This window comes from Stenotrophomonas sp. As-7, from assembly GCF_030291015.1.
Classification (GTDB): Bacteria; Pseudomonadota; Gammaproteobacteria; order Xanthomonadales; family Xanthomonadaceae; genus Stenotrophomonas; species Stenotrophomonas lactitubi.
In genome coordinates this window covers 224,107-246,837 of record NZ_CP127405.1, presented here as the reverse complement: position 1 = coordinate 246,837, position 22,731 = coordinate 224,107, and the positions used below count along the sequence as shown (strand labels likewise).

General features: G+C 66.6%; 16 protein-coding genes and 1 riboswitch. Of the genes, 10 read left to right on the top strand and 6 right to left on the bottom strand.

Annotated elements, in window-relative coordinates; translation table 11 throughout:
• Positions 1-28 precede the first annotated feature (28 nt).
• From QP457_RS01085 to QP457_RS01070, 4 genes are all read right to left on the bottom strand, one after another.
• Positions 29-919 (bottom strand): alpha/beta fold hydrolase, encoded by an 891-nt coding sequence (locus QP457_RS01085; RefSeq protein WP_205406261.1) that lies wholly within the window; start codon positions 917-919, stop codon positions 29-31.
• Between the two features lie 141 nt (positions 920-1,060).
• On the bottom strand, positions 1,061-2,077 hold the full coding sequence (locus tag QP457_RS01080) for a 3-oxoacyl-ACP synthase III (RefSeq protein WP_025875853.1): 1,017 nt from the start codon (positions 2,075-2,077) through the stop codon (positions 1,061-1,063).
• 102 nt (positions 2,078-2,179) lie between these two features.
• A complete protein-coding gene (locus QP457_RS01075; protein ID WP_025875855.1) occupies positions 2,180-2,497 on the bottom strand; it encodes a DUF4156 domain-containing protein in 318 nt (105 codons plus the stop codon).
• Positions 2,498-2,694: 197 nt separating this feature from the next.
• On the bottom strand, positions 2,695-5,544 hold the full coding sequence (locus QP457_RS01070; RefSeq protein WP_205406437.1) for a pitrilysin family protein: 2,850 nt from the start codon (positions 5,542-5,544) through the stop codon (positions 2,695-2,697).
• Between the two features lie 404 nt (positions 5,545-5,948).
• Between QP457_RS01070 and QP457_RS01065 the strand changes: the two genes are divergently transcribed.
• Both QP457_RS01065 and QP457_RS01060 read left to right on the top strand, forming a co-directional pair.
• Positions 5,949-6,425: a hypothetical protein gene (locus QP457_RS01065; protein WP_205406436.1), complete on the top strand. Its 477-nt coding sequence runs from the start codon at positions 5,949-5,951 to the stop codon at positions 6,423-6,425.
• A 70-nt stretch (positions 6,426-6,495) separates the two neighbouring features.
• Positions 6,496-6,975 (top strand): tRNA (cytidine(34)-2'-O)-methyltransferase, encoded by a 480-nt coding sequence (locus QP457_RS01060; protein WP_205406435.1) that lies wholly within the window; start codon positions 6,496-6,498, stop codon positions 6,973-6,975.
• 118 nt (positions 6,976-7,093) lie between these two features.
• Here the strand turns inward: QP457_RS01060 and QP457_RS01055 are convergent, their stop codons facing one another.
• Positions 7,094-8,257: an acyl-CoA dehydrogenase family protein gene (locus QP457_RS01055; RefSeq protein ID WP_100461852.1), complete on the bottom strand. Its 1,164-nt coding sequence runs from the start codon at positions 8,255-8,257 to the stop codon at positions 7,094-7,096.
• 303 nt (positions 8,258-8,560) lie between these two features.
• Here QP457_RS01055 and QP457_RS01050 point away from each other — a divergent pair, with 303 nt between their 5' ends.
• Together QP457_RS01050 and QP457_RS01045 are read left to right on the top strand one after the other, a co-directional pair.
• Positions 8,561-10,237, top strand: a complete 1,677-nt coding sequence (locus QP457_RS01050) for an electron transfer flavoprotein-ubiquinone oxidoreductase (protein WP_205406434.1) — start codon at positions 8,561-8,563, stop codon at positions 10,235-10,237.
• A gap of 65 nt (positions 10,238-10,302) precedes the next feature.
• Positions 10,303-10,704, top strand: a complete 402-nt coding sequence (locus QP457_RS01045; protein ID WP_205406433.1) for a c-type cytochrome — start codon at positions 10,303-10,305, stop codon at positions 10,702-10,704.
• Here the strand turns inward: QP457_RS01045 and QP457_RS01040 are convergent.
• On the bottom strand, positions 10,698-14,312 hold the full coding sequence (locus QP457_RS01040) for a transporter substrate-binding domain-containing protein (protein ID WP_205406432.1): 3,615 nt from the start codon (positions 14,310-14,312) through the stop codon (positions 10,698-10,700). The genes QP457_RS01045 and QP457_RS01040 overlap by 7 nt on opposite strands.
• 75 nt (positions 14,313-14,387) lie before the next feature.
• Between QP457_RS01040 and QP457_RS01035 the strand changes: the two genes are divergently transcribed.
• The 6 genes from QP457_RS01035 (at position 14,388) to QP457_RS01010 (ending at position 22,714) form a co-directional block, all read left to right on the top strand.
• Complete coding sequence (locus tag QP457_RS01035; protein ID WP_100554383.1) at positions 14,388-15,026, top strand: response regulator transcription factor; 639 nt, start codon at positions 14,388-14,390, stop codon at positions 15,024-15,026.
• Between the two features lie 203 nt (positions 15,027-15,229).
• Positions 15,230-16,165 carry a hypothetical protein gene (locus QP457_RS01030; protein ID WP_240196726.1) on the top strand — a complete coding sequence of 312 codons (936 nt, stop codon included), beginning with the start codon at positions 15,230-15,232 and terminating at the stop codon, positions 16,163-16,165.
• Between the two features lie 107 nt (positions 16,166-16,272).
• The gene (locus QP457_RS01025; RefSeq protein ID WP_205406431.1) at positions 16,273-18,300 is read left to right on the top strand and encodes a peptidoglycan-binding protein; all 2,028 of its coding nucleotides are present in this window, start codon (positions 16,273-16,275) and stop codon (positions 18,298-18,300) included.
• Between the two features lie 242 nt (positions 18,301-18,542).
• On the top strand, positions 18,543-18,953 hold the full coding sequence (locus tag QP457_RS01020) for a glycine zipper 2TM domain-containing protein (protein ID WP_205406430.1): 411 nt from the start codon (positions 18,543-18,545) through the stop codon (positions 18,951-18,953).
• A gap of 131 nt (positions 18,954-19,084) precedes the next feature.
• Positions 19,085-20,212 (top strand): phosphotransferase, encoded by a 1,128-nt coding sequence (locus tag QP457_RS01015; protein ID WP_205406429.1) that lies wholly within the window; start codon positions 19,085-19,087, stop codon positions 20,210-20,212.
• 155 nt (positions 20,213-20,367) lie between these two features.
• Positions 20,368-20,463, top strand: a riboswitch (TPP riboswitch).
• Positions 20,464-20,533: 70 nt separating this feature from the next.
• Positions 20,534-22,714, top strand: coding sequence for a TonB-dependent siderophore receptor (locus QP457_RS01010; protein WP_205406428.1), 2,181 nt, complete (start codon positions 20,534-20,536; stop codon positions 22,712-22,714).
• Positions 22,715-22,731 lie beyond the last annotated feature (17 nt).

Here is a 22,731-nt window from a genome sequence, read left to right as displayed (position 1 = left end):
GGATGCCGACCGTTGGTCGGCACACCTCTCAGATCGGATTCGCGTCCAGGAACGCGCGGATCTCCGGCACCAGCACTTCATGCTTGTCTTCCAGCACGTAGTGGCCGGCATCCTCGAAGGCATGTACCTGCGCCTTCGGCAACGCCGCCTGGAAGCCCTTCAGGAAGTGGTGGTCGAACACGAAATCGCGCAGGCCCCAGCCGAGGAAGGCCGGACGATCGGCGAAGGACGGCAGCGCCTTGCCGGCACGCTCCAGCAGTGACCACGCCTTGTCGGCCGGCGACAGCGGGATGTCCTGCATGAAGCGGATGGTGCTGATGCGGTTGGCGTAGCTGTTGTACGGCGACACATAGGCGCGGCGCACGTCGGCCGGCATCTTCCGCTCCACGCCCAGCCACGACGCGCCGGAGGAGAACGCATTGAAGGTGCGGATGATCCACTCGCCGATCTTCCAGTGCCGCCCCAGCGCGATCTGCCACGGCATCTTCTTCGCCGCCGGCATCGGGAACGCGGCGGTGTTGAGCACCACCAGGCGCTTGACCTGGTCGTGGTGCGACAGCGCCCAGCCGAAGCCGATCATGCCGCCCCAGTCGTGCACGGCCAGGGTCACCGGGCCGGTGATGCCCAGATGCTTCAGCAGTGCATCCAGATCATCCACGCGCGACTGCAGCGTGTACTCGTAGCGGCTGTCGTCGGGCTTGTCCGACAGGCCCATGCCGATATGGTCCGGCACGATGCAGCGGTAGCGGTCCGACAGGCCGGCCACCAGCGTGCGCCAGTAATAGCTCCACGACGGGTTGCCGTGCACCATCACCACTACCTCGCCATCGCGCGGGCCTTCGTCGAGATAGTTCATCGACAGGCCGGGGCGAACCTCGAAACGCTGCGGGTGGGCGGGGTAACCGGGAAGATCGCGCATGCGGAGCACCTTGGAAGAATCGCGGCGCAGTGTAGAGCCGAGCCGATGCTCGGCTGCTCTCCGGTCAGGCCGCGGAAGAACCGCGCTGCGCGCGTGAGCCGAGCGTGGGCTCGGCTCTACAGGGAGTCTGGCAGAAGGGTCTTACCAGACCACTTCGGCCATCGAGCAGTTCAGGCCCGAGCCGATGCCCAGAAGCGCGATGCGATCGCCCTTCTTCAGCTTGCCCAGCTGCTTGAGCTTGCTCAGCACGATCGGCACCGAGGCCGGGCCGATGTTGCCGTGCTCGCCGAAGATGGTCATGACCTTCTTCGGGTCGATGCCGAAATTCTTGATGAACGCAGCGGTGTGCGGCTGGCTGACCTGGTGGATGACGAACTGGTCCAGCTCTTCCACCGCCCAGCCCAGTGCGATCTTGGCGGCGGTGAAGGTCTTCTGGGCCAGCTTGATGCCCTCGATCAGCAGCATGCGGGTGTCGGTGACCATGCGGTCCAGGTTGCCCAGGCACAGCTGGTTCCACTCGGTGGCCGAACGGGTCACGCCACCCTTGTAGCGCGGCGCGTCGGGCACCAGCTCCGAACGGGCCATCACCATCGCGGCCGCACCGGAACCGGTGGTCAGCGCCGCCAGCTCATTGCGGAAGTCGTCGGCGGTGACGTCCGGCGCGGTCATCCGCTCCAGGGTCTTTTCGTACACCAGGTTGGCGGTTTCGCCATCCACCACCAGCGCGTAGTCGATCTCGCCGCGCTCGAGCATGCGCGCCGCGATGTCCATGCCGTTGATGAAGGCCAGGCAGGCATTGGCGACGTCGAAGGTCATGCACTCGTCGCTGACACCGAGGTTGCCGGACACGATGGACGCGGTCGACGGCTCCAGGTAGTCACGGCTGACCGAGGTGTTGATCAACAGGCCCACCTGCGTCGCATCGATGCCTGCGTCTTCCAGCGCCTTGCGGCCAGCCATGGTGGCCGCGTCGGACGCCAGCACGCCGTTGTCCCACAGGCGGCGCGCGTGGATGCCGGCGATATCGCCGAGGACATCGGTACGGATACCAAGGCGATCCAGCGTCGGCTGCAGCCGTTCGTTGATTTCCTTGGTCGTCAGCGTGTGCGGCGCATCAACGTGAGCCAGGCCGGCAATCGAGACATTCTTGAAGAGCATCGAGGTTAGCGCCAAGGCTCAGGCAAAGGGGGCGCTATTCTATAACCCCCCGGGCCTTCACCGCATCTTTACGAATTCAGCCTTGGCCGTATGGTGAAGGATTCAGCGCGGCGGGCACTGGAAAGCAGCGAAGCGCTGGCTGCCATCGGCCGGGGCCGCAGCGGCCTGCACGGCGTTGGCGCCGGTGGTCGGGGCTTCATTGCGGGCCAGGGTTTCCAGCTCTTCCTGCACGCGCAGCGGGTTGCGGTTGTAGAAGCCGACCTTGCTCTTCACGGTCACCACCACTTCGCCCTTGGAGATGCACCCGGCCGGTACCGGGCCTGCCGGCAGCACGCGGGTCGCCTTGCCGGCCGGTTCGATCGGCACCCAGGTGCAGGCGGTGACGGTGAGCAACAGGGACGACAGCAGCAGAACGCGCATGGGCAGGATCCTGGAAGGGAATGTCAGGAGTGTGCCTGAACCGTCTGAATCAGGGATAGCCGGGACGGGGCTGCGGTAGCGCCGGGCCATGCCCGGCGGTTCTTCGAAGACGTCCAGATGCCGCGCTACGCGCTCGCCGGGCATGGCCCGGCGCTACCCGCGGCAGGCCTGCCCGCCGAAGCGGGCAGGCCTCCCCCTTATTTCTTGACCGGGTTGCCTTCGGCATCGATCACGGTCACTTCGCCCAGGTTCAAGGCGCGTACGGCCGCTTCGGTCTGCTTGAGGTCACCCACCACCACCCAGGTCAGCGCCTGCGGCTTGATCTCCGCCGCCGCCTGCTGCACCTGTGCCGGGGTCATCGCTTCGATCTCGGCCTTGCGGCGCAGCACGTAGTCATCCGGACGCTTGAACTGCACGATCGTGCCGATGGTCGCGGCCACCGCGCTGGCGGTCTCGTAGGCACCGGGCAGGCTCAGGGTCTGGATGTTGCGGATGCGCGCCACTTCAGCGTCGGTCGCCGGCTTGCTGCCGTTGGCGAACTCGGCGATCTCCTTGCGCATTTCGGCCATGGCCGGGCCGGTCTTGTCGATCTGCACCGGTGCCATCGCCATCCACGGGCGCTGGCCCACGGTGTTGCTGGCGCTGGTGCGGGCACCGTAGGACCAGTGCTTGTCCTCGCGCAGGTTCATGTTCAGGCGCGAGGTGAAGTCGCCACCGATCACACCGTTGGCGATGTCGAAGCGGGTCGAGCTGGCGTCGCTGGACGGCGGCACGACCTGGCCGGCGAACAGGTTGGCCTGCACCGCGCCCGGCTGGTCGATCAGGAACACGCGCGGGCTCTTCGGCAGCGCCACGGCGGTGGTGGCCTTGATCGTCGGCGCATCACCGGTGGCCTTCCAGTCACCCAGCTGCTTGTCCAGCAGCGGCACGATCTCGGCCAGGGTGGTATCGCCGACCACGATCAGGGTGCCGTCCTGCGGACGCAGCCAGTCGCGGTGGAAGTCGACCAGGTCTTCGCGGCCCAGGCTGCTGATCGCTGCTTCATCACCGCTGCCGGTGAACGGGATCGCGTAGGGGTGGCCCTTGCCGTACAGCAGCGGCGGCAGCACGCGCATCGCCACCGCACCCGGATTGACCTTCTCCTGCTGGATGCCGGCGATCCAGGTCGCCTTGACCCGGTCGATCTCGCTCTGCTCGAAGCGCGGCTCGCGCAGCAGGCTGGCATACAGCGCCAGCGACGGCACCAGGTTCTCCTTCAGCGCGGACAGTTCCACGTCCACCGAATCCAGGCCGGCGGAAGCGTCCAGGTCCGCACCCAGCGCATCGGCTGCATCGGCGAAGGCCAGCGAACCCAGCTTGCCGGCGCCTTCAGTCATCAGGCTCATGGTGAAGTTGGCGGTGCCCGGCTTGCGGCCCTGGTCAGCGGTGAAGCCGCCCGGGAACTGGTAGCTGAACTGCACCACCGGAATTTCATGGCGTTCGGCCAGCACCACCTGGGTGCCGTTCTTCAGCGTGGCGCGCTGCAGTGCCGGGAACTTCAGCTGCGGGAACTCGCGGGTCTGCGGCACGCCGGCCTTGCGGTCCACCTGCTCGGGCAGGGTGCTGTACTTGCTGTCCACGGCCGGCACGTTGAACGGCTTCGGCGCCTGCGACGGATCTTCCTTCAGCGCAACGCGTTCACCCGGCTCGACCACCAGGGTGTGGCTGCCCTTGTCCAGCCACTGCGCGCCCAGGCGCTTGAGGTCGGCAGCGGTAGCCTTGTCGATGTTGGCCAGCGAGGTGCGGAAGCAGCCCGGGTCGCCGGTGTACACCGTGCATTCGGCCAGCGCGTCGGCCTTGCCGCCGAAGCCGCCGATGCGCTCGATGCCGCGGATGAAAGCAGCGCGCGAGCCGGTCTTGGCGCGTGCCAGTTCTTCGGCGGTCGGGCCCTCCTTGAGCAGGCGCTCGATTTCCTCATCGATGATCTTTTCGACCTTGGCCGGATCCTGGCCCTGCTTCACCGTGGCCATCACCATGAAGTTGGAACCCAGCTGCGAGGCGTAGGCGCCGGCGCTGATGTTGTCCACCAGCTTGTCCTGGTGCTGCAGGCGCTGGCTCAGGCGCGAAGACTTGGCGCCGCCGAGCACATAGGCCAGCAGCTGCAGCTGGTCGACGTCGGTGGTGCCAACCTGGGCCACGTTCCAGGCGCGGTAGATGCGCGCCTGCGGCACCTTGTCGGTCATCACCTCGCGGGTGTCGGCCGGGCGCTTGGCAACGTCCACCTTCGGCTGCGCCATGGTCGGGCCGGCCGGGATGCTGCCGAAGTACTTCGCCGCCTTTTCCTTTGCCGTGGCCAGATCGATGTCACCGGCCAGCACCAGCACCGCGTTGTTCGGGCCGTACCAGGTGCGGAACCAGGTCTTGACGTCGTCCAGCGAGGCGGCGTTGAGATCGTTCATCGAGCCGATCACGCTGTGGTGGTACGGGTGGCCCACCGGATACAGCGCGCGGTTGAGCTGTTCCCACACCTGGCCATAGGGCTGGTTCTCGCCCTGGCGCTTCTCGTTCTGCACCACGCCACGCTGCTCGTCGAGCGCGGCCTGGTCGATCGCGCCGACCAGATGGCCCATGCGATCCGACTCCATCCACAGCGCCATGTCCAGCGCGGTGGTCGGCACGTTCTCGAAGTAATTGGTGCGGTCGGTATTGGTGGTGCCGTTCTGGCCGGTGGCGCCCACCTGCTTGAAGGGCTCGAAGTACTCGCCGTCGTGGTTCTCGCTGCTCTGGAACATCAGGTGTTCAAACAGATGCGCAAAGCCGGTACGGCCGGCGGGCTCGTCCTTGCTGCCGACGTGGTACCAGATGTTGACCGCGACGATCGGTGCCTTGCGATCGGTATGCACCACCACCCGCAGGCCGTTGGGCAGGGTGAACTGCTCGAACGGGATGTCGACCTTGCTGGTCGCGGCCGGCTTGGCCGCCAGCGCGTAGGTCGGCGCGAGCGTGCCGAGAGCAGTACTGAGAGCAACAGCGAGCAGCGCGGCGCGCGGGCGCAGGGTGAGCGACATATCCGGGTCCTTGGTCACATAGGTGAATCCCGATCCTAGCGCGGGCGTGCGGCCACCGGTATCGGCCACCAGTCACTGGGGGTGATCGGCCACATCGGCCATCGCGATCGGCGTTTCAGGGTCACGAACGGCGGTGATTCACGTCCGGACAGTGTCCGCGGCACCCCGAATGGACAGGTGTCCGCCCAGCGGACACTTTTCAGGCCACATAAAACCCTTATGAATCAATGAGTAAAAGTTGGCACGGGGATTGCTCTGTCCTTCCTGCGCCAGCAAGGGCTTCAGACAAAACCTGACTGAAGACTGAACAAAAGCAGGAAATCGAAAATTCCGCTTGCATCCCCAGAACTGGTGTTCTACCTTACTACCACACCACTGATCACCAACACTAAACAGGCCCCGTCATGAACGCCAAGACCATTGCCATCGCCATCGCCCTGATCGCCGGCACCGCGGTTGTTTCGTCGGTGCAGGCCTCCGAATCCATCAAGACCCTGTCCACCGTGCAGGTCCGCCCGGCCGCCGACCAGCTGGTCCAGCAGGCCTGGGAACAGGCCAGCGGCATCCCGACCCTGGCCACTGTCGAAGTGCGCCCGAGCGTCGACCAGCTGGCCGAACGCGACGGCTTCATCGCCAGCCCGGTCGTCGCCGCGCTGCCGGTCACCACCCTGGCCTCGGTTGAAGTCCGCCCGAGCCTGGAGCAGCGTGTCGCCCTGGCGGCCGAGCAGGAAGCCCAGCGCTACGCCGCCACCCTGGCCGCCGCCGCCACCAGCGTCGCCAACCAGGTGATCGTCAACCTGCCGGCCCTGCAGGTGCGTCCGAGCGCTGCCCAGCTGCAGGCCTTCGCTGCCGAAACCGCCCAGGTCCTGCTGCGCCCGTAAGCGACGTCCGCCCTGCCCATCGCAGGGCGTGCGTCGTAAAGGCGGCGGCCGTCGCAGGTACACTGCGCCGATGAATGCCGCGCCCCAGTTCCACGTGATCCTGTTCCAACCGGAAATCCCGCCCAACACGGGCAATGTGATCCGGCTCTGCGCCAACACCGGCGCGCAGCTGCACCTGGTCGAGCCGCTCGGCTTCGCACTGGAAGACAAGCAGCTCAAGCGCGCCGGCCTGGACTACCACGAGTACTCGCGCCTGCAGGTGCATCCAGACCTGGACACTGCGCTGGCACGGATCGCACCGAAGCGGTTGTTCGCCCTGAGTACGCGTGCCAGCGTCCGCTATGACAGCGTGGCGTTCGAAGACGGTGATGCCTTCCTGTTCGGCCCGGAAAGTCGTGGCCTGCCGCAGGAGGTGCTCGATGCACTGCCCGATGGTTGTCGCCTGCGCCTGCCGATGCGGCCGGACAACCGCAGCCTCAATCTTTCCAACACCGTTGCGGTGGTGATGTACGAGGCGTGGCGCCAGCACGGGTTTGCCGGCGGCCAGTAGATCCACGCCCCGCGTGGATGATCGTCTGGTAGATGCCGACCTTGGTCGGCACGGGAGCGCCAACCAAGGTTGGCGACTACCGCCATCCCGGTAGATCCACGCCATGCGTGGATTCCTGTCAGAACGCGTTGATGCCGGTCAGCTCACGGCCGATCACCAGCTGGTGCACGGTTTCGGTGCCTTCATAGGTGATCACCGATTCCAGGTTCAGCGCATGGCGGATCGCCACGTGCTCGGTGGTGATGCCGGCGCCACCCAGCAGATCGCGACACTCGCGGGCGATGTCGATCGCCATGCGGCAGTTGTTCCACTTGGCCAGGCTGACCTGCTGCGGCTGCACCTGACCGGCTTCCTTCAAGCGGCCCAGCTGCAGCGCCAGCAGCTGCGCCATGGTGATGCGCCGGGCCATGTCGGCCAGCTTGATCTGCGCGCTCTGCGTGGCGGCCAGCGGACGACCGAACAGCACGCGCTCCTTGGCATAGCCCAGCGCTTCATCCAGGCAGGCGATGGCCGAGCCGATCGGACCCCAGCTGATGCCGAAACGCGCCTGGGTCAGGCAGCCCAGCGGACCCTTCAGCCCCTTCACGTTCGGCAGGCGGTGGCTGTCGGGCACGCGCACGTCGTCGAAGAACAGCGCGCCGGTCAGCGACGCGCGCAGGCTCATCTTGTGCTTGATTTCCTGGGTGGTGAAGCCGGCCATGCCCTTCTCCAGCACGAAGCCCTGGATGCCGTCTTCGGTCTGCGCCCAGATGATGGCCAGGTCGGCCACCGGGCCGCTGGTGATCCACATCTTGCTGCCGCTGATGCGCCAGTCGCTGCCATCGCGCACCGCGCGGGTCTTCATGCTGGCCGGATCGGAACCGCCGTGCGCCTCGGTCAGGCCGAAGCAACCGATCAGTTCGCCGCGCGCCATCGCCGGCAGCCACTGCCGGCGTTGCTCTTCGCTGCCGTACGCGTAAATGGGATACATGCACAGCGAGCTCTGCACCGACACGAAGCTGCGCAGGCCCGAATCACCGCGCTCCAGCTCCTGGCAGATCAGCCCGTAACTGACCGCGCCCAGGTCGCCGCCGCCGTACTCCGCCGGCAGCGTGGCGCCGAGCAGGCCAAGCGAGGCGATCTCCGGCACCAGTTCCGACGGGAACCGCGCCTGGTCGAAGGCATCGCCGATGATCGGCAGCACGCGCTCGTTGGTGAAGCGGGCCACGCTTTCCTGGACTGCGCGCTCTTCCTCGCTGAGCAGGGAACGGACATCGAACAGGTCGTACGGATCCAAAGCCATGGCACTCACACGCAGACGGGACCTGGCCATTGTCGGTCATCCGGGTGGGTTTGGTGTGCCGGTAGCGGCCGACCTTGGTCGGCGCTGGGGTCTCAGTGGACGTCAACCAAGGTTGGCGGCTACCGAAGCCACGCGCGCTGCACTGCAGCAATCGCGGTGTGAACATCGGCGATCTAGCTCGATCACGCGCAGCCCGGTACCCTGACAACATTCAAACAACCGTTTCGCCCGTGGCTGCACGCGCGATTCCCAGGCAACCGCCGGTGGCCCCGATGCCGGCACTACCCACGAGTCATGCAATCGATGAGTGCTGAAGCCAACGCCCTGCCCCCGCGTGAAGTCATGGAATTCGACGTGGTCATCGTCGGTGCCGGCCCGGCCGGCCTGGCCACCGCGATCCGCCTGCGCCAGCGCGCGATCGAAGCCGGTCGTGAACTGTCGGTCTGTGTGCTGGAGAAGGGCTCCGAGCCCGGCGCGCATGTGCTGTCCGGGGCGGTGATGGACCCGCGCGCGCTGACCGAACTGTTCCCGGACTGGGCCGAGCGCGGCGCACCGCTGAAGCAGAAGGTCACCCGTGACGAGTTCCTGTTCCTCAGCGAGACCGGCGCGCGCACCACCCCGCACGCGCTGTTGCCCGAGTGCTTCCACAACGAAGGCAACTACATCATCAGCCTCGGCGAGGTCACCCGCTGGCTGGCGCAGCAGGCCGAAGCGCTGGAAGTGGCGATCTTCCCCGGCTTTGCCGCCGCCGAAGTGCTGTACGGCGATGATGGCGCGGTGATCGGCGTGGCCACCGGCGACATGGGCATCGAAAAGGACGGCAGCATCGGCCCGGCCTTCGAACGCGGCATGGCGCTGCAGGCGAAGTACACGATCTTCGCCGAAGGCGCGCGCGGCCATCTCGGCCGCCAGCTGATCAGCCGTTTCAAGCTGGACGAAGGCAAGGATCCGCAGGCCTACGGCATCGGCATCAAGGAACTGTGGCAGATCGACCCGGCCAAGCATGAGCCGGGCCTGGTGGTGCACGCCGCCGGCTGGCCGCTGGACACCGATACCTACGGCGGTGCGTTCCTGTACCACGCCGACGGCGGCAAGGTCGCCATCGGCTACGTGGTCGGCCTGGACTACAAGAACCCGTGGCTGAGCCCGTTCGAAGAGTTCCAGCGCTTCAAGACCCATCCGTCGATCCGCAAGCACCTGGAAGGTGGCACCCGCATCGGTTACGGCGCGCGTGCGATCACCGCCGGCGGCCTGATGTCGCTGCCGAAAACCGTGTTCCCCGGCGGTGCACTGGTCGGCTGCGAGGCCGGCTACCTCAACGTCAGCCGCATCAAGGGCAGCCACGCGGCGATCAAGACCGGCATGCTGTGCGCCGATGCCGCCTTCGACGCGCTGGTGGCCGATCGCCAGCACGACGAGCTCAGCGCCTACCCGGCCGCCTTTGAAACCAGCTGGCTGCACGACGAACTGAAGCTGTCGAAGAACTTCAAGCAGTGGTTCAAGAAGGGCCAGACCGTGGCCACGCTGATGACCGGCATCGAGCAGTGGCTGCTGCCGAAGCTGGGCGTGCGCAATCCGCCGTGGACCCTGCGCCACAGCATCCCGGACCATGCCTGCCTGGAGCCGGCGTCGAAGCACACGCGCATTGCCTATCCCAAGCCCGATGGCGTGCTGACCTTCGACCGCCTCAGCTCGGTGTTCCTCAGCAGCACCAACCACGACGAGAACCAGCCCAGCCACCTGACATTGAAGGATGCGAGCATCCCGGTGAAGGTGAATCTGGCCGAGTACGCTGGTCCGGAAGCACGCTACTGCCCGGCGGGTGTGTACGAATTCGTCGGCGACGGCAACGATGCGCGGCTGCAGATCAATGCGCAGAACTGCGTGCACTGCAAGACCTGCGACATCAAGGACCCGACCCAGAACATCGTCTGGGTGACCCCGCAGGGCGGCGGCGGACCGAACTACTCCGGCATGTGACCGGTGAGGGGGCTGCGACCGCCGGTCGCAGCTCCACGTTGCGTGCGACCGTTATCCTGCCCGCCATGCGCGCCTTTCATCTGCTTCTTGTTGCTGCCACGACCCTGGCCGCCAGCGCGTGCCAGCGCCCACCGGCTGCGCCCAGCACGCCGGAACAGGCACGCCAGCAGGCGATGCAGCAGGCATTCGAACTGTGTGCCGGCTGCCACACCGTCAAGGCCGGCGGCATCCACCGCTACGGGCCCAACCTGCACGGAGTGATCGGCCGTCGTGCGGGCAGCCTGCCCGACTACGGATACTCGCAGGCCATGCGCCGCGCCGACATCGTGTGGAGCGCGCAGACGCTGGATACGTTCCTGCAGTCACCCAGCCATCTGGTGCCCGGCACGCGCATGTACAACGCCTTCCCGAGCGCGGAGCGTCGCGCACTGGTGATCGCCTACCTGCAGGAATACGCGGCTCAGTGAGCCAAGCGCTGCAGCTGGTGCTGCAGATGCTCCACGAACTGTCCGGCATCAGCGATCGCCGCTGCGATCTCAGCCTCGCCTGAGGCCTGCAACCGTTCGACCAGCGCGTTGGCGCGATCGGCCAGCCCCCGTGCACCCACCGCGCCCAGCGCACCGGCTTGCCGGTGCAGATGCAGCGCGGCCGTCACCCGGTCGCCTTCCTGCAGCGCGCGCTGCAGGGTCGCGATGTCCTCGTTGCTGGCCTTGATCATGCTGTCGTGCAGCTGCTGGGCAATCTCGCGCGAACCGAAGCGCCGCTGCAGGGTCGCCAGGTCGGGCAGGCCCTCGTCGCCATCGGGTTCATCGTCGCTGTCCACTGCGGTCTGGTCATCCTCCACACCGTCCGCGCGCGGCAGCCAGCGCAGCAGCGCCTGTCGCAGCGTCGCCAACGACAACGGTTTGGCCAGCACGTCATCCATGCCGGCTTCGCGGCAGCGGCGTGCGTCGTCGTCAAGCACGCTGGCGGTCAGCGCCAGTACCGGCATCCGCGGCTGGCCGTTGCGGCCCTCGCGCTCGCGCAGCAGGCGGGTGAAGCCGAATCCATCCAGCACCGGCATGCGGCAATCGGTGATGACCAGATCGAAGGATTCCGATTCCTCCGCCAGCCGGTCCAGGGCCTGCTGCCCGTCATCGACCAGCACATGTGGCACGCCCAGCTGCTGCAGGCGCCAGGCCATCATCGCCTGGTTGGTGGGATGGTCTTCAATGACCATCACCCGCGCCTGGCGCAGATCAGGGGGCAGCAGCGCGATCTGCTGATGCTCGGCCTGCAGCGCCATCACATCCTCGCTGCGCGCCTCCACCAGCGACAGCAGCACCTCGACCCGCGTCCCTTCGCCCAGCGTGCTTTCCAGCTTCAGTTCGCCGTCCATCTTCTGCACCAGGCGCCGGCAGATGCTCAGGCCCAGCCCGGCACCCCCATGGTCGCGCTGGATGTACGCGCCGGCCTGGGTGAAGGGTTCGAACAGGGTCGGCAACTGCTCCGGCGCAATGCCGATGCCGGTATCGGTGACACTCAGGCGCAGCGGCTGGCTACCATCCTCCGCAGTGGGCCCCAGCACCTCCAGCTGCAGCCGCACCGAGCCCTTCACGGTGAACTTGATGGCATTGCTGACCAGGTTGAACACGATCTGTCGAAAACGCACGCCATCCACTTCATGGGCCTGGGCCAGCTGTTCGTCGATGTCCAGCTGCAGGTCCAGGCCGCGCGCCGTAGCCTGCGGCAACAACAATCGATGCACCCCCTCCAGCAGGGGCCGCACCGGCAGCGGTACCGGCTCCAGGCGCAGCGCGCCCGCTTCCATCCGCGAATAGTCGAGGATGTCGTCCAGGATCTGCCGCAGCATCTGCGCCGAGTCTTCGATCACGCCAAGGATGCGTTGCTGTTCGGCGTCCAACGGCGAATGCGCCAGCACTTCCAGCATGCCCAGTACACCACTCATCGGCGTGCGGATTTCATGGCTCATGGTAGCCAGGAAGCGCGACTTCGCTGCCGCTGCCTGTTCGGCTTCGACCATCGCCGCGGCCAGCGCGTCGGCCTGCGCGCGCGCCTGGCTCACGTCCACCCAGTAACCACTCCAGGTCACCGCGCCCGCTTCGGTGGAATACGGGTGCGCCTGGCTGCGCACCCAGCAGGGTGCGCTTCCTTCGCGATGGACTTGGAACTCGAAGGAAAGCGGTGCGAAATTGCGCGCCGCCAGTTCCATCGCGCGCAACACCTTTTCGCGGTCATCGGCATCGATGCATGCCAACAGCGCCTGCCCATCCGTCTCCGCCTGCTGGCGGCTGATGCCGAACATCGACTGCACATCGCCGGCAATGAAGGGAAAGCTCAAGGTACCGTCCGCTTCGCGGCGGGCCTGGTAGACGATGGCAGGCAGGTTGTCGGTCACCTCGGCCAGGCGCTGCTCCAGCTCACGGCGGCCGGCCACTTCGCGGCGCAACCGCCAGTGCCCCAGCCCGTGCACCGCCACCGCAGTGGCCAGCACCAGCAGCAGGGGAAGGCCCCAGCGCAGGAGGGTGCGCCAGTCCACCCCATCGCGATATTCAACCGCCAGCCAATCGCCGCGCAGGGCCTCGCGCTGGCGTGGCCCCATCTGCAGCAGCAGGCGGTCGAAGGTGGTGGCCAAGGCCGCATGACGACGCTCCACCGCCAGCGCCAGCTGGTCGTTGAACCCCGCAGGTGCGGCCAGTTGCAGGCGCCCCGGAAAGCGGTTGCGCAGCAGCTGGTCGACCAGCGCCAGGTTGCCCACGTAGGCATCGGCCTCGCCATCAGCAAGGCGTTGCAGGGCCTGCTCGGCGCTGCGCGCGGCGACGATCTTCACCGATGGTGCCTGCTGCTGCACGTAGCCGCGGATGCGCTCCGGATCGGACAGCAGCACGCGCTTGCCGTCCAGGTCGGACAGGCCCAGCATCGACGGACTATCCGTGCGGGTGACGATCACATTGGGCACGGTGATGAAGGGTTGGCTGAACACCCATTCCGGCCCCAGATAACGTGAATCGGCAGGAATGCCGATCACCGCCTGCAGTTCCCCGCGACGCGCCTTCTCGCGCACCTCGTACCAGTCATGGCTGTTTTCAACCTGCAGGTTGGCGCCGGCCTGCAGCAGGCGCTGCAGGTATTCATTGGTCAGGCCACTGGGCTTGCCATTCCTGTCGGCGAACGACAGCGGTGCGGCATTGGGCGCAAAGCCGATCTTCAATGGCTGCTGCAGCACGCGTTTCTCGGCCTGGCTCAATGCCAGCTGCGCCGACGCCGACCACTGCGGCGGTGGCAGCCAGCGCTGCGCGAGGGCGTCGCGCTGGGCTTCGCTGACCGCGGCCAGCGCCAGATCCAGTGCTTCGGACAACGGCTGCTTGCTGTTGGGCACACCGAAGTGCAAGCGCTCCGGGGGCAGATCGCTGGGCCGCAGCAACACCACGCCCTTCAACTTGGCGGCGGCGATCAGTTCCGTTGCCACGTAGGCGTTACCGATGAAAATGTCGGCTTTGTCGTCTCTGACCATATTCAGGGCGGTCAGCGTGTTGTCTGCGACAAGTTGTCGTGCCCTTGGGAATCGCGCACGCACCTGCGGCCCGGTCATGAAGTCCTGCTCGACCACAACGCGCAGGCCATCCAGATCGGGGGCCTCCGAAGCACGCAGGTCCTGGGGACGCCCGACCATGGCCAGCGGTGCTTCGGCATAGGCGGCGGTGTAGACCATGCAACGGGTACGCTCGGCGCTGAGCGCGATGTTCATTACCACGTCGATCTCGCCGCGACATGCCGCATCCAGCACCGAGGGCCAGTCTGCAAAGCGGCGCGTCTCCACCTTCAGTCCAAGCTGACGGGCCGAAAGCGTCAGGTAGTCCGGGCCGAGGCCCACCTGCTTCCCGTCCTGGATCGACTCAAAAGGGGGCCAGCCACTGTCATACTGTCCAACAACGACAACAGGATGTGCGGCCAGGTATTCGCGCTGCAGGGGACTGAGCGGCAACGGTCCCGGCGCGGACGCGGACTGGGCCAGCGCCGGCAGAGCCAGCAGGGTCGTCAACAGGATCAGTCCACGAGCCGCCCAGCTGCGCATCTGCAACGATCTCCTGGAAGTCCTGCCAAGGACCGCGATAGTCGCGGTCCGGCGTGCCGATGGCCATACTAGAGCATGACCTTGCGCATCATCATCGCAGACGATCACCCCGTGGTCCGCATCGGTACCCGCGCCGTCATCGAGTCCAGCGGCGTTGGCAAAGTCGTTGGCGAGGCCGACAACGCCCAGGCGCTGATGACCCTGCTGACCACCCAGCCCTGCGACCTGCTGGTCACCGACTATTCGATGCCCGGCAGCCCCCAGGCCGATGGCTTCGCCATGATCGGCATGATCCGCCGCCGCCATCCCGACCTGCCGGTGCTCATGCTCAGCGTTTCCAACAACCTGGCGATCCTGCGCATGGTGCTCGACAGCGGCGTGCTCGGCCTGGTCGACAAGAGTTCGTCAATGGATGAACTGCCGCAGGCGATCCAGGCGGTCTATCGCGGCCAGTCCTACATCAGCCGCAGCCTGCGTGAGCGGGTGGAGGAAGCCGGCAGCTGGCGCATGCGCGAGGGCGATGGCAAGCCGTTGTCACCGCGCGAAGTGGAGGTGCTGCGCCTGCTCGGCACCGGCATGACGGTAAAGGAAATCTCGCTGCAGCTGCACAAGAGCGTCAGCACCATCAGCCGCCAGAAGGGTGATGCCATGCTCAAGCTGGGGCTGAAGGGCGACGCGGAACTGTTCGACTACCTGCGCGACGGCAGGATCTGAGACACCGTTCACAGCTCTTTGGGGAGCCTCCCCCCTGCCCCCCTGTGATCATCGTCGCATCTGTGCCATTATCCGCCCTGATGGGTTTTCCTATGCGAGGTCGAAGGAATCGACCGGCTCATCACGACGTTCCCCCTCACTGAGGGTGGGGCGTGTTCTGCGTTGGCCTTCCTGTCCGACGCCCGCAAACCATGGAGAGGTGCATGAAGATCCTTCCGCAATCCCGCTTGGCCCGTGTCCGCCCACGTCTGTGTGCGACGTTCGCCGGCCTGCTCGTTGCGTTGCTTGCCAGCGCCTGCACCCCCTCGACTTCGACCGCGTCACCACAGGGCGCCACCGCGCCACGACAGGATGTTGCCCCGATGCAGAGCTCCGCCACACCCGCCACCACGGCCACCGCCACGCCCCCCGATGCCGGCAGCGTGCTGTATTTCATCTACGACGTCGACGGCGATGGTGCCGTTTCGTATGAAGTAGCCAATGGCAGTGTCGCCACCTTCTGGTTCGGCCATGCCTTCGAAGTGGCCGGCACCCGCTATTACACCGGCTTTGCCTGGAACACGCCGCAGAAGTACGGCAAGCCCGGCGAAGACGACGTCGGTCCGGACAGCCAGGTCACGCTCACCGAGGCCACCTTCACCCTGACCGGCGACAAGCCGGATCGGCCGTGGGTGTTCAAGGGTGCCGAACCGTGGATCGGCACCGTCGGCGCCTACGGCACCGCGCCGGACATAGACAGCAAGCGCAAGCCGCTGGAGTACCGCACCCCGGCCGGCAAGCTGGTGCTGGCGGTGCCGACCAGCACCTTCGCCACCGGTACCAGCATCGAAAGCTACACCGTGCTGGTGTTCAACCCGGACTACGAGAAATCCGAAGACGGCCAGGTCTGGGCCAGCCTCGGCACGGTGATCACCGGCGAAGACAATTCGGCCGCCTGCGACGACGGCCAGGTGATGCCGTGCGTCAGCAACCGGGGCGTTCTGGCCTTCAACGCCGTCGCCGGCAGCGACCTGCCCAGCATCAGTGTCACCGCCACCGGCACCACCATTTCCGGCCCGGGCCAGACCCGTGCGCTGGGTGCGGCCGATGCACGCCAGTACCACTACGACGCCGCCCGCAAGGCCTACGTCGAAAAGTAAGACGCACCACCCCGCAGCACCTGTTGACCGACATGTTGAAGACTCACGGATGAGTCCGGTTGGCGTATCGCGGCAAAGGCCGCACCATCAACCCCAGAGGAAGTGTCATGGCACAACGTGACTACAGCAGAAAGGAAGTTCTCGACATCATCGAGCAGGTTGCACAGCGCAAGGGCATCGCCAGCGAAGACTTCCTGCGCTTTGCCCACATCGAGACCGGTGGCCGCTTTGACGAGCGCGCGCACAACGACAAGACCGATGCCAAGGGCCTGTTCCAGTTCCTGCCGTCGTCGGCCAAGCAGTACGGCCTGACCGGCCACGAGTACGACCCGACCCGCAACACCGAAGCGGCAGCGGAGATGTTCAAGCGCAACCTGGTGGACATGGAAAAGCGCCATGACCGCACCGGCCACCCGTACCTGTCCGGTGATGACAAGCCGAGCGGCCTGGACCTGTATCTGGCACACCAGCAGGGTGCGGCCGGCTACGGTTCGATCCAGACCGCGATCGCCACCGGCACGTTCGGCCTGGTGCGCGACGGCCACGGCGATCCGATCGACATGCGCCCGCGCATCATGGGCCAGATCGGCGGTGACGTGGAAGCGCTGACCGGGCATACGCGCGCCGAGATGCGCACGATGAATGATCGTGACCTGGCCAGTACCTTCGCCCAGTACTACGACCGCAAGTACGACGCGATCAGCATCCCGGAAAAGAACATCGCGCCGATCACCGAGGCCCAGGCACGTCCGGCACCGGTGCAGGCCGCACCGACGCAGACCGTGGCCCCGGCCGCGCAGGCCGCTGTTGCCACCGGTGCCGCGACCATCGCCGCCACCGCCACGGCTGCCGCAGCCAAGCCGGATGCACCCGGCATTTCGCTGGATGCGGCCTACAACGCCGGCGTGAAGTACGACAACGTCAAGTACGCGATCAACATCGAATCCAGCCAGTACTACCGTGGCAAGGGCGTCACCGGCAAGAACGTCGACCAGGGCTACATCGACTGCTCCGGCTGGGTCGGCACGATGCTCAACAAGACCCAGGACGAGATCAACCAGAAGGCCGGCCGCGCGGTGTTCGCCGACGCCGACAAGATCAAGCTGGGCTTCGCCGGCTCCGGCGGTATCGTGCACGAGGCCTACAAGGACTCGGGCGTGCTGCTCAAGCGCGACGACATCCTCAAGCCGGGTGCGCTGAAGGAAGGCATGGTGATCGGCCTGGATACGGCCAAGACCAAGCACGAGCACTGGAATGGCATCGACCACATCGTGATGGTGGTGCGTGACCCGAACACCGACAAGCTGCTGATCAGCCAGTCCACCGGCAAGCTGGGCGTGCACACGATGCCGGTGGAGGATTACCTCAAGCAGGTGAAGGACCACCCGAACTGGAAGCTGTTCGCCTCCGATCCGCTGCACCAGGCACGCGACCTGCTGGAAAACCGCAGCCAGACGCATGAGCAGGCGCAGGCCAAGAGCGCGTCCGAGCCGAAGCCGGCAGCGCAGGAAAAGCCGCAGACCAGCAACGAAGTGCATAAGCAGGGTGCGCACGGCGAAGGTGTGCGCAGGGCGCAGGAACAGCTGGGCCACCTGGGATATGTGGGCGCCGACGGCAAACCGCTGGTCGAAGATGGAAAGTTCGGTCGCAACACCGAGGCTGCCGTGCGCCAGCTGCAGAAGGACAACGGTCTGGCAGTGGACGGCATCATCGGCCCGAAGACGCTGGATGCGATCAAGGACGCGCGCGAGCGCCCGCTGCTCAATGACGAGCGCCATCCGCAGAACCCGATGTACAACCAGGCCGTGAAGGGCATGGAGGGCCTGCCGGCAGGCACCTTCAAGGACCGCCATGCACTGGAGGCGGCCGCCGCTGCACTGACCAAGGAAGCGCAGGCCAGCGGCATGCAGCGCATCGATTCGGTGGTGCCCAGCACCAACGGCGAGCGCATGTTTGCCGTACAGGGCACCGCCGGCGACCCGGCCGCCTGCCGCGCGGCGGTAGAAACCCGCGCTGCCAGCGAGCAGAGCATGGCGCTCAGCAGTGGTGCGGTGCACGGTGCACCGAATGTCCTGCAGCAGCAGGACGCCCAGCAGGAGCAGGTGAAGCAGGCCCAGCGCGCCATGGGCCACTGAGCCAGGCAGGGGGATACCTGGGGAAGGGCCGCGTTGCGGCCCTTTTCCTTTCTGGCAGCTGAGCGGCCGCAGCGCTTTCAGCCTCGCTTCATGCCGCCTGACGCTAGATGAATGCGCAAGCCGCACGGGGATCGCGCGCAATGTTCCGGCAATGTCCGGGCACCAGCGTGGTCCCTACGGCAGCCGGGGCGCCCAGCGCCCTCCCTGCCCACCGTGGCATGCACCTCACAGGAGAACCCAACATGCTCAGCACTTCCGCACTCAGCTTCCGTGGTCTGGCGATGGCCCTGGCACTTCTTGCCGGCGTGGCCGTGGTCAGTGATGCCAGCGCGATGTCGAGGAAGGACAAGCGCACCGTGGTCGGTGCCGTCGTCGGCGGCGTGGCGGGTCACCTGATCTCCAACGGCGACCCGGCCGCCACCGTCGGCGGCGCGGTTGCCGGCGGCGCCATCGGCAACCTGACCACCTCCGACCGCCATGACCGCCGCTACGACGGGCGCTATGACCGCCGTTATGACCGTGGCTACGATCGCCGTTATGACCGGGGCTACAACCGCGGTTATGGCCATGACCGCCGCGATGACCGTCGCTGGCAGCGCGAGCGCCATGACAACCGTTACTACCACGACCGCGGCCGCCATCGCGGCTGGTAAGCGCGCCGGCCACAGGCCGCACATGATGTGTCCCTGACGGGCGGGTCGATGACCCGCCCGTTTGCGTCTGTGGCGTCCATGGCGTTGAATGCGCAGCCTTGGATGTTCCTTTACTCACCAGCGGCCGTGGCATGACTTCTTCCCCCCATCGCGTGCAGGGCCTCAACAACGACGAGGTCGCCGCTGACTGGCCGGCGATCGACGCGCAGGAGATCACCTGGCTGCGTGGCCATTTTCCGCAGCTGGGCGCGGACAGCACGCTGCGCTGGCACAGCCCGCGTCCGTTGTCGGCCGCGGCCATCGTCGACGGCACGCGCGGTCCGGTCTTCATCAAGCGCCACCACCACAGTGTGCGCAGCGCTGGAAGCCTGGAAGAGGAACACCGTTTCATCGCGCATCTGGCGACTGCCGGCATGCCGGTAGTGCAGGTACTGGCCAGCAACGAGGGCCGCACCGCACTCGAACACGGCCAGTGGACCTACGAACTGCATGCGGTGGGCGCCGGCAGGGACCTTTATCGCGAGCTGCCGTCATGGTCGCCGTTGACCGACGTCGCCCAGGCCCGCGAGGCAGGGCGCATGCTGGCCACGCTGCACCGCGCGGCAGCCGGCTACCACGCCCCGCAACGCAGTACCCATCTGCTGGTGGCACGCGACGACCTGATCCGCGCCGATGACCCGATCGCCGCGCTGAAGGCCGACCTCGGCAACCGCCCCGGGTTGGCCCGCTACCTGGCGCGCATTCCCTGGGAAGAACAGCTGCACCGCGACGTGCTGCCCTGGCACCACGGCCTGGCCGCGCGCCTGCAGGACGAACCACGGCTGTGGGCGCACAACGACTGGCACGTTTCCAACCTGCTGTGGAACGACGACGGCACGATTGCCACGGTGCTCGATTTCGGCCTGGCCTCGCCGACCAGCGCGCTGTTCGACCTGGCCACCGCAATCGAACGCAACGCGGTGGCCTGGCTGCAGCTGGAGCGCGGCACCGACGCGGTACGCATCGATATCGCCCTGGCCCTGCTGGACGGCTACCGGCAGGAATTGCCGCTGTCGCCCACGCGCGTGCACCTGCTGGCCGACCTGCTGCCGATGGTGCATTTCGACTTCGCTCTGTCCGAAGTGGAGTACTTCGAGGGCGTCACCGGCTCCACCGCGAATGCCGACGTCGCCTGGCAGCCGTTCATGCTCGGGCATCCGGCCTGGTTCGCCTCGGCCCCCGGCCAGGCCCTGCTGGCGGCCCTGCACGCCGCCGCGTAAGCCGCGAGCCACCCAACCCGCTGGGTACCCAGTAGATCGACGCCATGCGTCGATGATGCGCTCGGCCGAGGTCAGATCCGTTGCCGCTGTAAAGGGATCTGACCCCGGCTGAAGGGCGGTAGCTCGCAAATCCGTACCATTTGTAGTGAAATGGTCACCTGAAGCGGGGGTGCCTGGATTTGCCAGGCTGAGAGAGTCCCTTGGAACCTGATCCGGTTTGCACCGGCGTAGGGAGCTTTGAGCCGCAGCCACACCCCCGTCATGGGCCGGTGCACCTGCGCGCCGTCGCTTCGTCTCCCTTGTTGTCTGAAGACGAATCGAATGAACCGCTGCCTGCGCCCCACCCTGCTCGCCCTTGCCCTCTGCGCTGCCCTGCCGCTGTACGCCAGCGAGGCAGGCACCGACGCCGTTGATGCTCCGCCGTCCTCGCCCACCGATCTGGCGGCAGTGCGCGTGCAGGCCGGCAAGCCGGCCACCGACACCTCGCGCGTCAACGCGTTCGGCGGCGGCTCCTGGAAGGACACGCCCGCTTCGGTGAACGTGCTGGAGCGCGACTACCTCGACCGTCGCCAGGTGCGTTCGCTGTCCGAGCTGGCCAGCAACGATGCCTCGCTGGGCGATGCCTATGCGCCGGTGGGCTACTACCAGAACATCGCCATCCGCGGCTTCGCGCTGGACGCGGCCACCGGCTACCGGTTCAACGGCATGTCCATCGCCGGCGAACAGCGCCTGGCGCTGGAGAACATCCAGGAAGTGCAGATCCTGAAGGGCGAAACCGGCCTCGCGGCTGGCGTGATGGCGCCCGGCGGCATCATCAACTACGTGGGCAAGCGCCCGGCGGAAGTACGCACGGTCACCCTGGGCACCGATTCGGAAGGCTCGCGCTATGCCGCCGTGGATGTCGGCCACTGGCTGACCCCGCGCTTCGGCGTCCGCTTCAATGCCGCCTGGGATGCCAACGATTCCTACGTCGAGCATGCCGACGGTCGCCGCAACTTCTATTCGCTGTCCACCGACTGGCTGATCGGCGAACACGGCAAGCTGGAAGTGGATGCCAACTACCAGACCAGCTCGCAGCGCTCGGTGTCCGGCTTCCAGCTGCTGGGCGCGCGGGACCTGCCACGCGGCGTCGACCGCGAGCGCCTGCTCGGCTACCAGCCGTGGCAGCGGCCGGTGGACATCGCCAGCACCAACATCACCGCCCTGCACACCTACGACTTCAACGACGCCTGGCAGTCGCGGCTGTCGATCGGCCACAGCCGCTCGGTGATCGATGACAACGTCGCCTTCGCCTATGGCTGCTACTACACCGCAGGGTGCGCAGATGGCAGTGTGCCGGGCAACTATTTCGCCCCCAACGGCGACTACGACATCTACGACTACCGCAGCCCGGATGACACCCGCCGCAACCAGCAGGCGCGTGCCGAACTGCGCGGCAGCTTCGACACCGGCAGCGTCGGCCACCAGCTGAGCATCGGCGCGGACTACTTCCGCCGCACCGTCGACAAGCGCCCGAGCGTCAACGAGTACGTCGGCACCAGCAACATCCACGATGCGCAGGTGCCGGTGTTCGAGCCCTCACCGAAGATGCCGGGTGCATCGGCACGGCGCCTGGACAGCCGCCAGACCGCGTTCTTCGCACTGGACCGGATGAGCTTCGGCGATGACTGGCAGTGGCTGGCCGGTGGCCGCTTCGTGCGCCTGGACGAGCGCGCCTATGACAAGCGCGGCACGCCGCAGCGCCACAGCCGTTTGTCGCGCTTCCTGCCGCAGACCGCGCTGGTGTGGAAGGCCACCGACCAGCTCAACGCCTACGCCAGCTACGTGCGCGGCATTTCGCTGGGCCAGGAAGCACCGTTCTGGACGTCCAACGCCGATACCTTCCTGCCGTCGATGCAGTCGCGGCAGCTGGAAGTGGGTGTGAAGTACGTACCGGTGGACGCTCTTACCCTGGGCGCCGCAGTGTTCCGCACTACCCAGCCCTACCAGTACGCAAAGCCGGACGGCAGTGATGCCGGCTACACCTTCGTCGAAGAAGGCAAGCAGACCCATACCGGCCTGGAACTGACCGCCAACGGCCAGCTGACCGACGCGCTGCAGATCGTCGCCAGCGCCAGCGTGCTGCAGGCGCGCGCACGCGACAGCGGTACTCCGGCCTATGAAGGCCATCAGCTGGTGAACGTGCCGAAGGTGCGCGCCAGCGTGCATCTGGCCTATGCACTGCCGTTCGCCGAGGGCCTGGAGGTGACCGGTGGTTGGCGCTATGCCGCCGCCAACGTCGCCCGCGCCGATGGCGGTGTACGCGCACCGGACTACTCGGTGTTCGACGCTGGCCTGCGCTTCCAGCACCGCCTGCACGAGCGTGCCGTGACCTGGAACCTGTCGGTGGACAACCTGTTCAACCGCTTCTACTGGCGCGACACCGGCAGCAGCGGCGGTGACTACTACCTGTTCCCGGGCGCACCGCGACAGGCACGCCTGTCGGTGACGTTCGCGCTGTGAGCGGCGTCGCGCTCGAG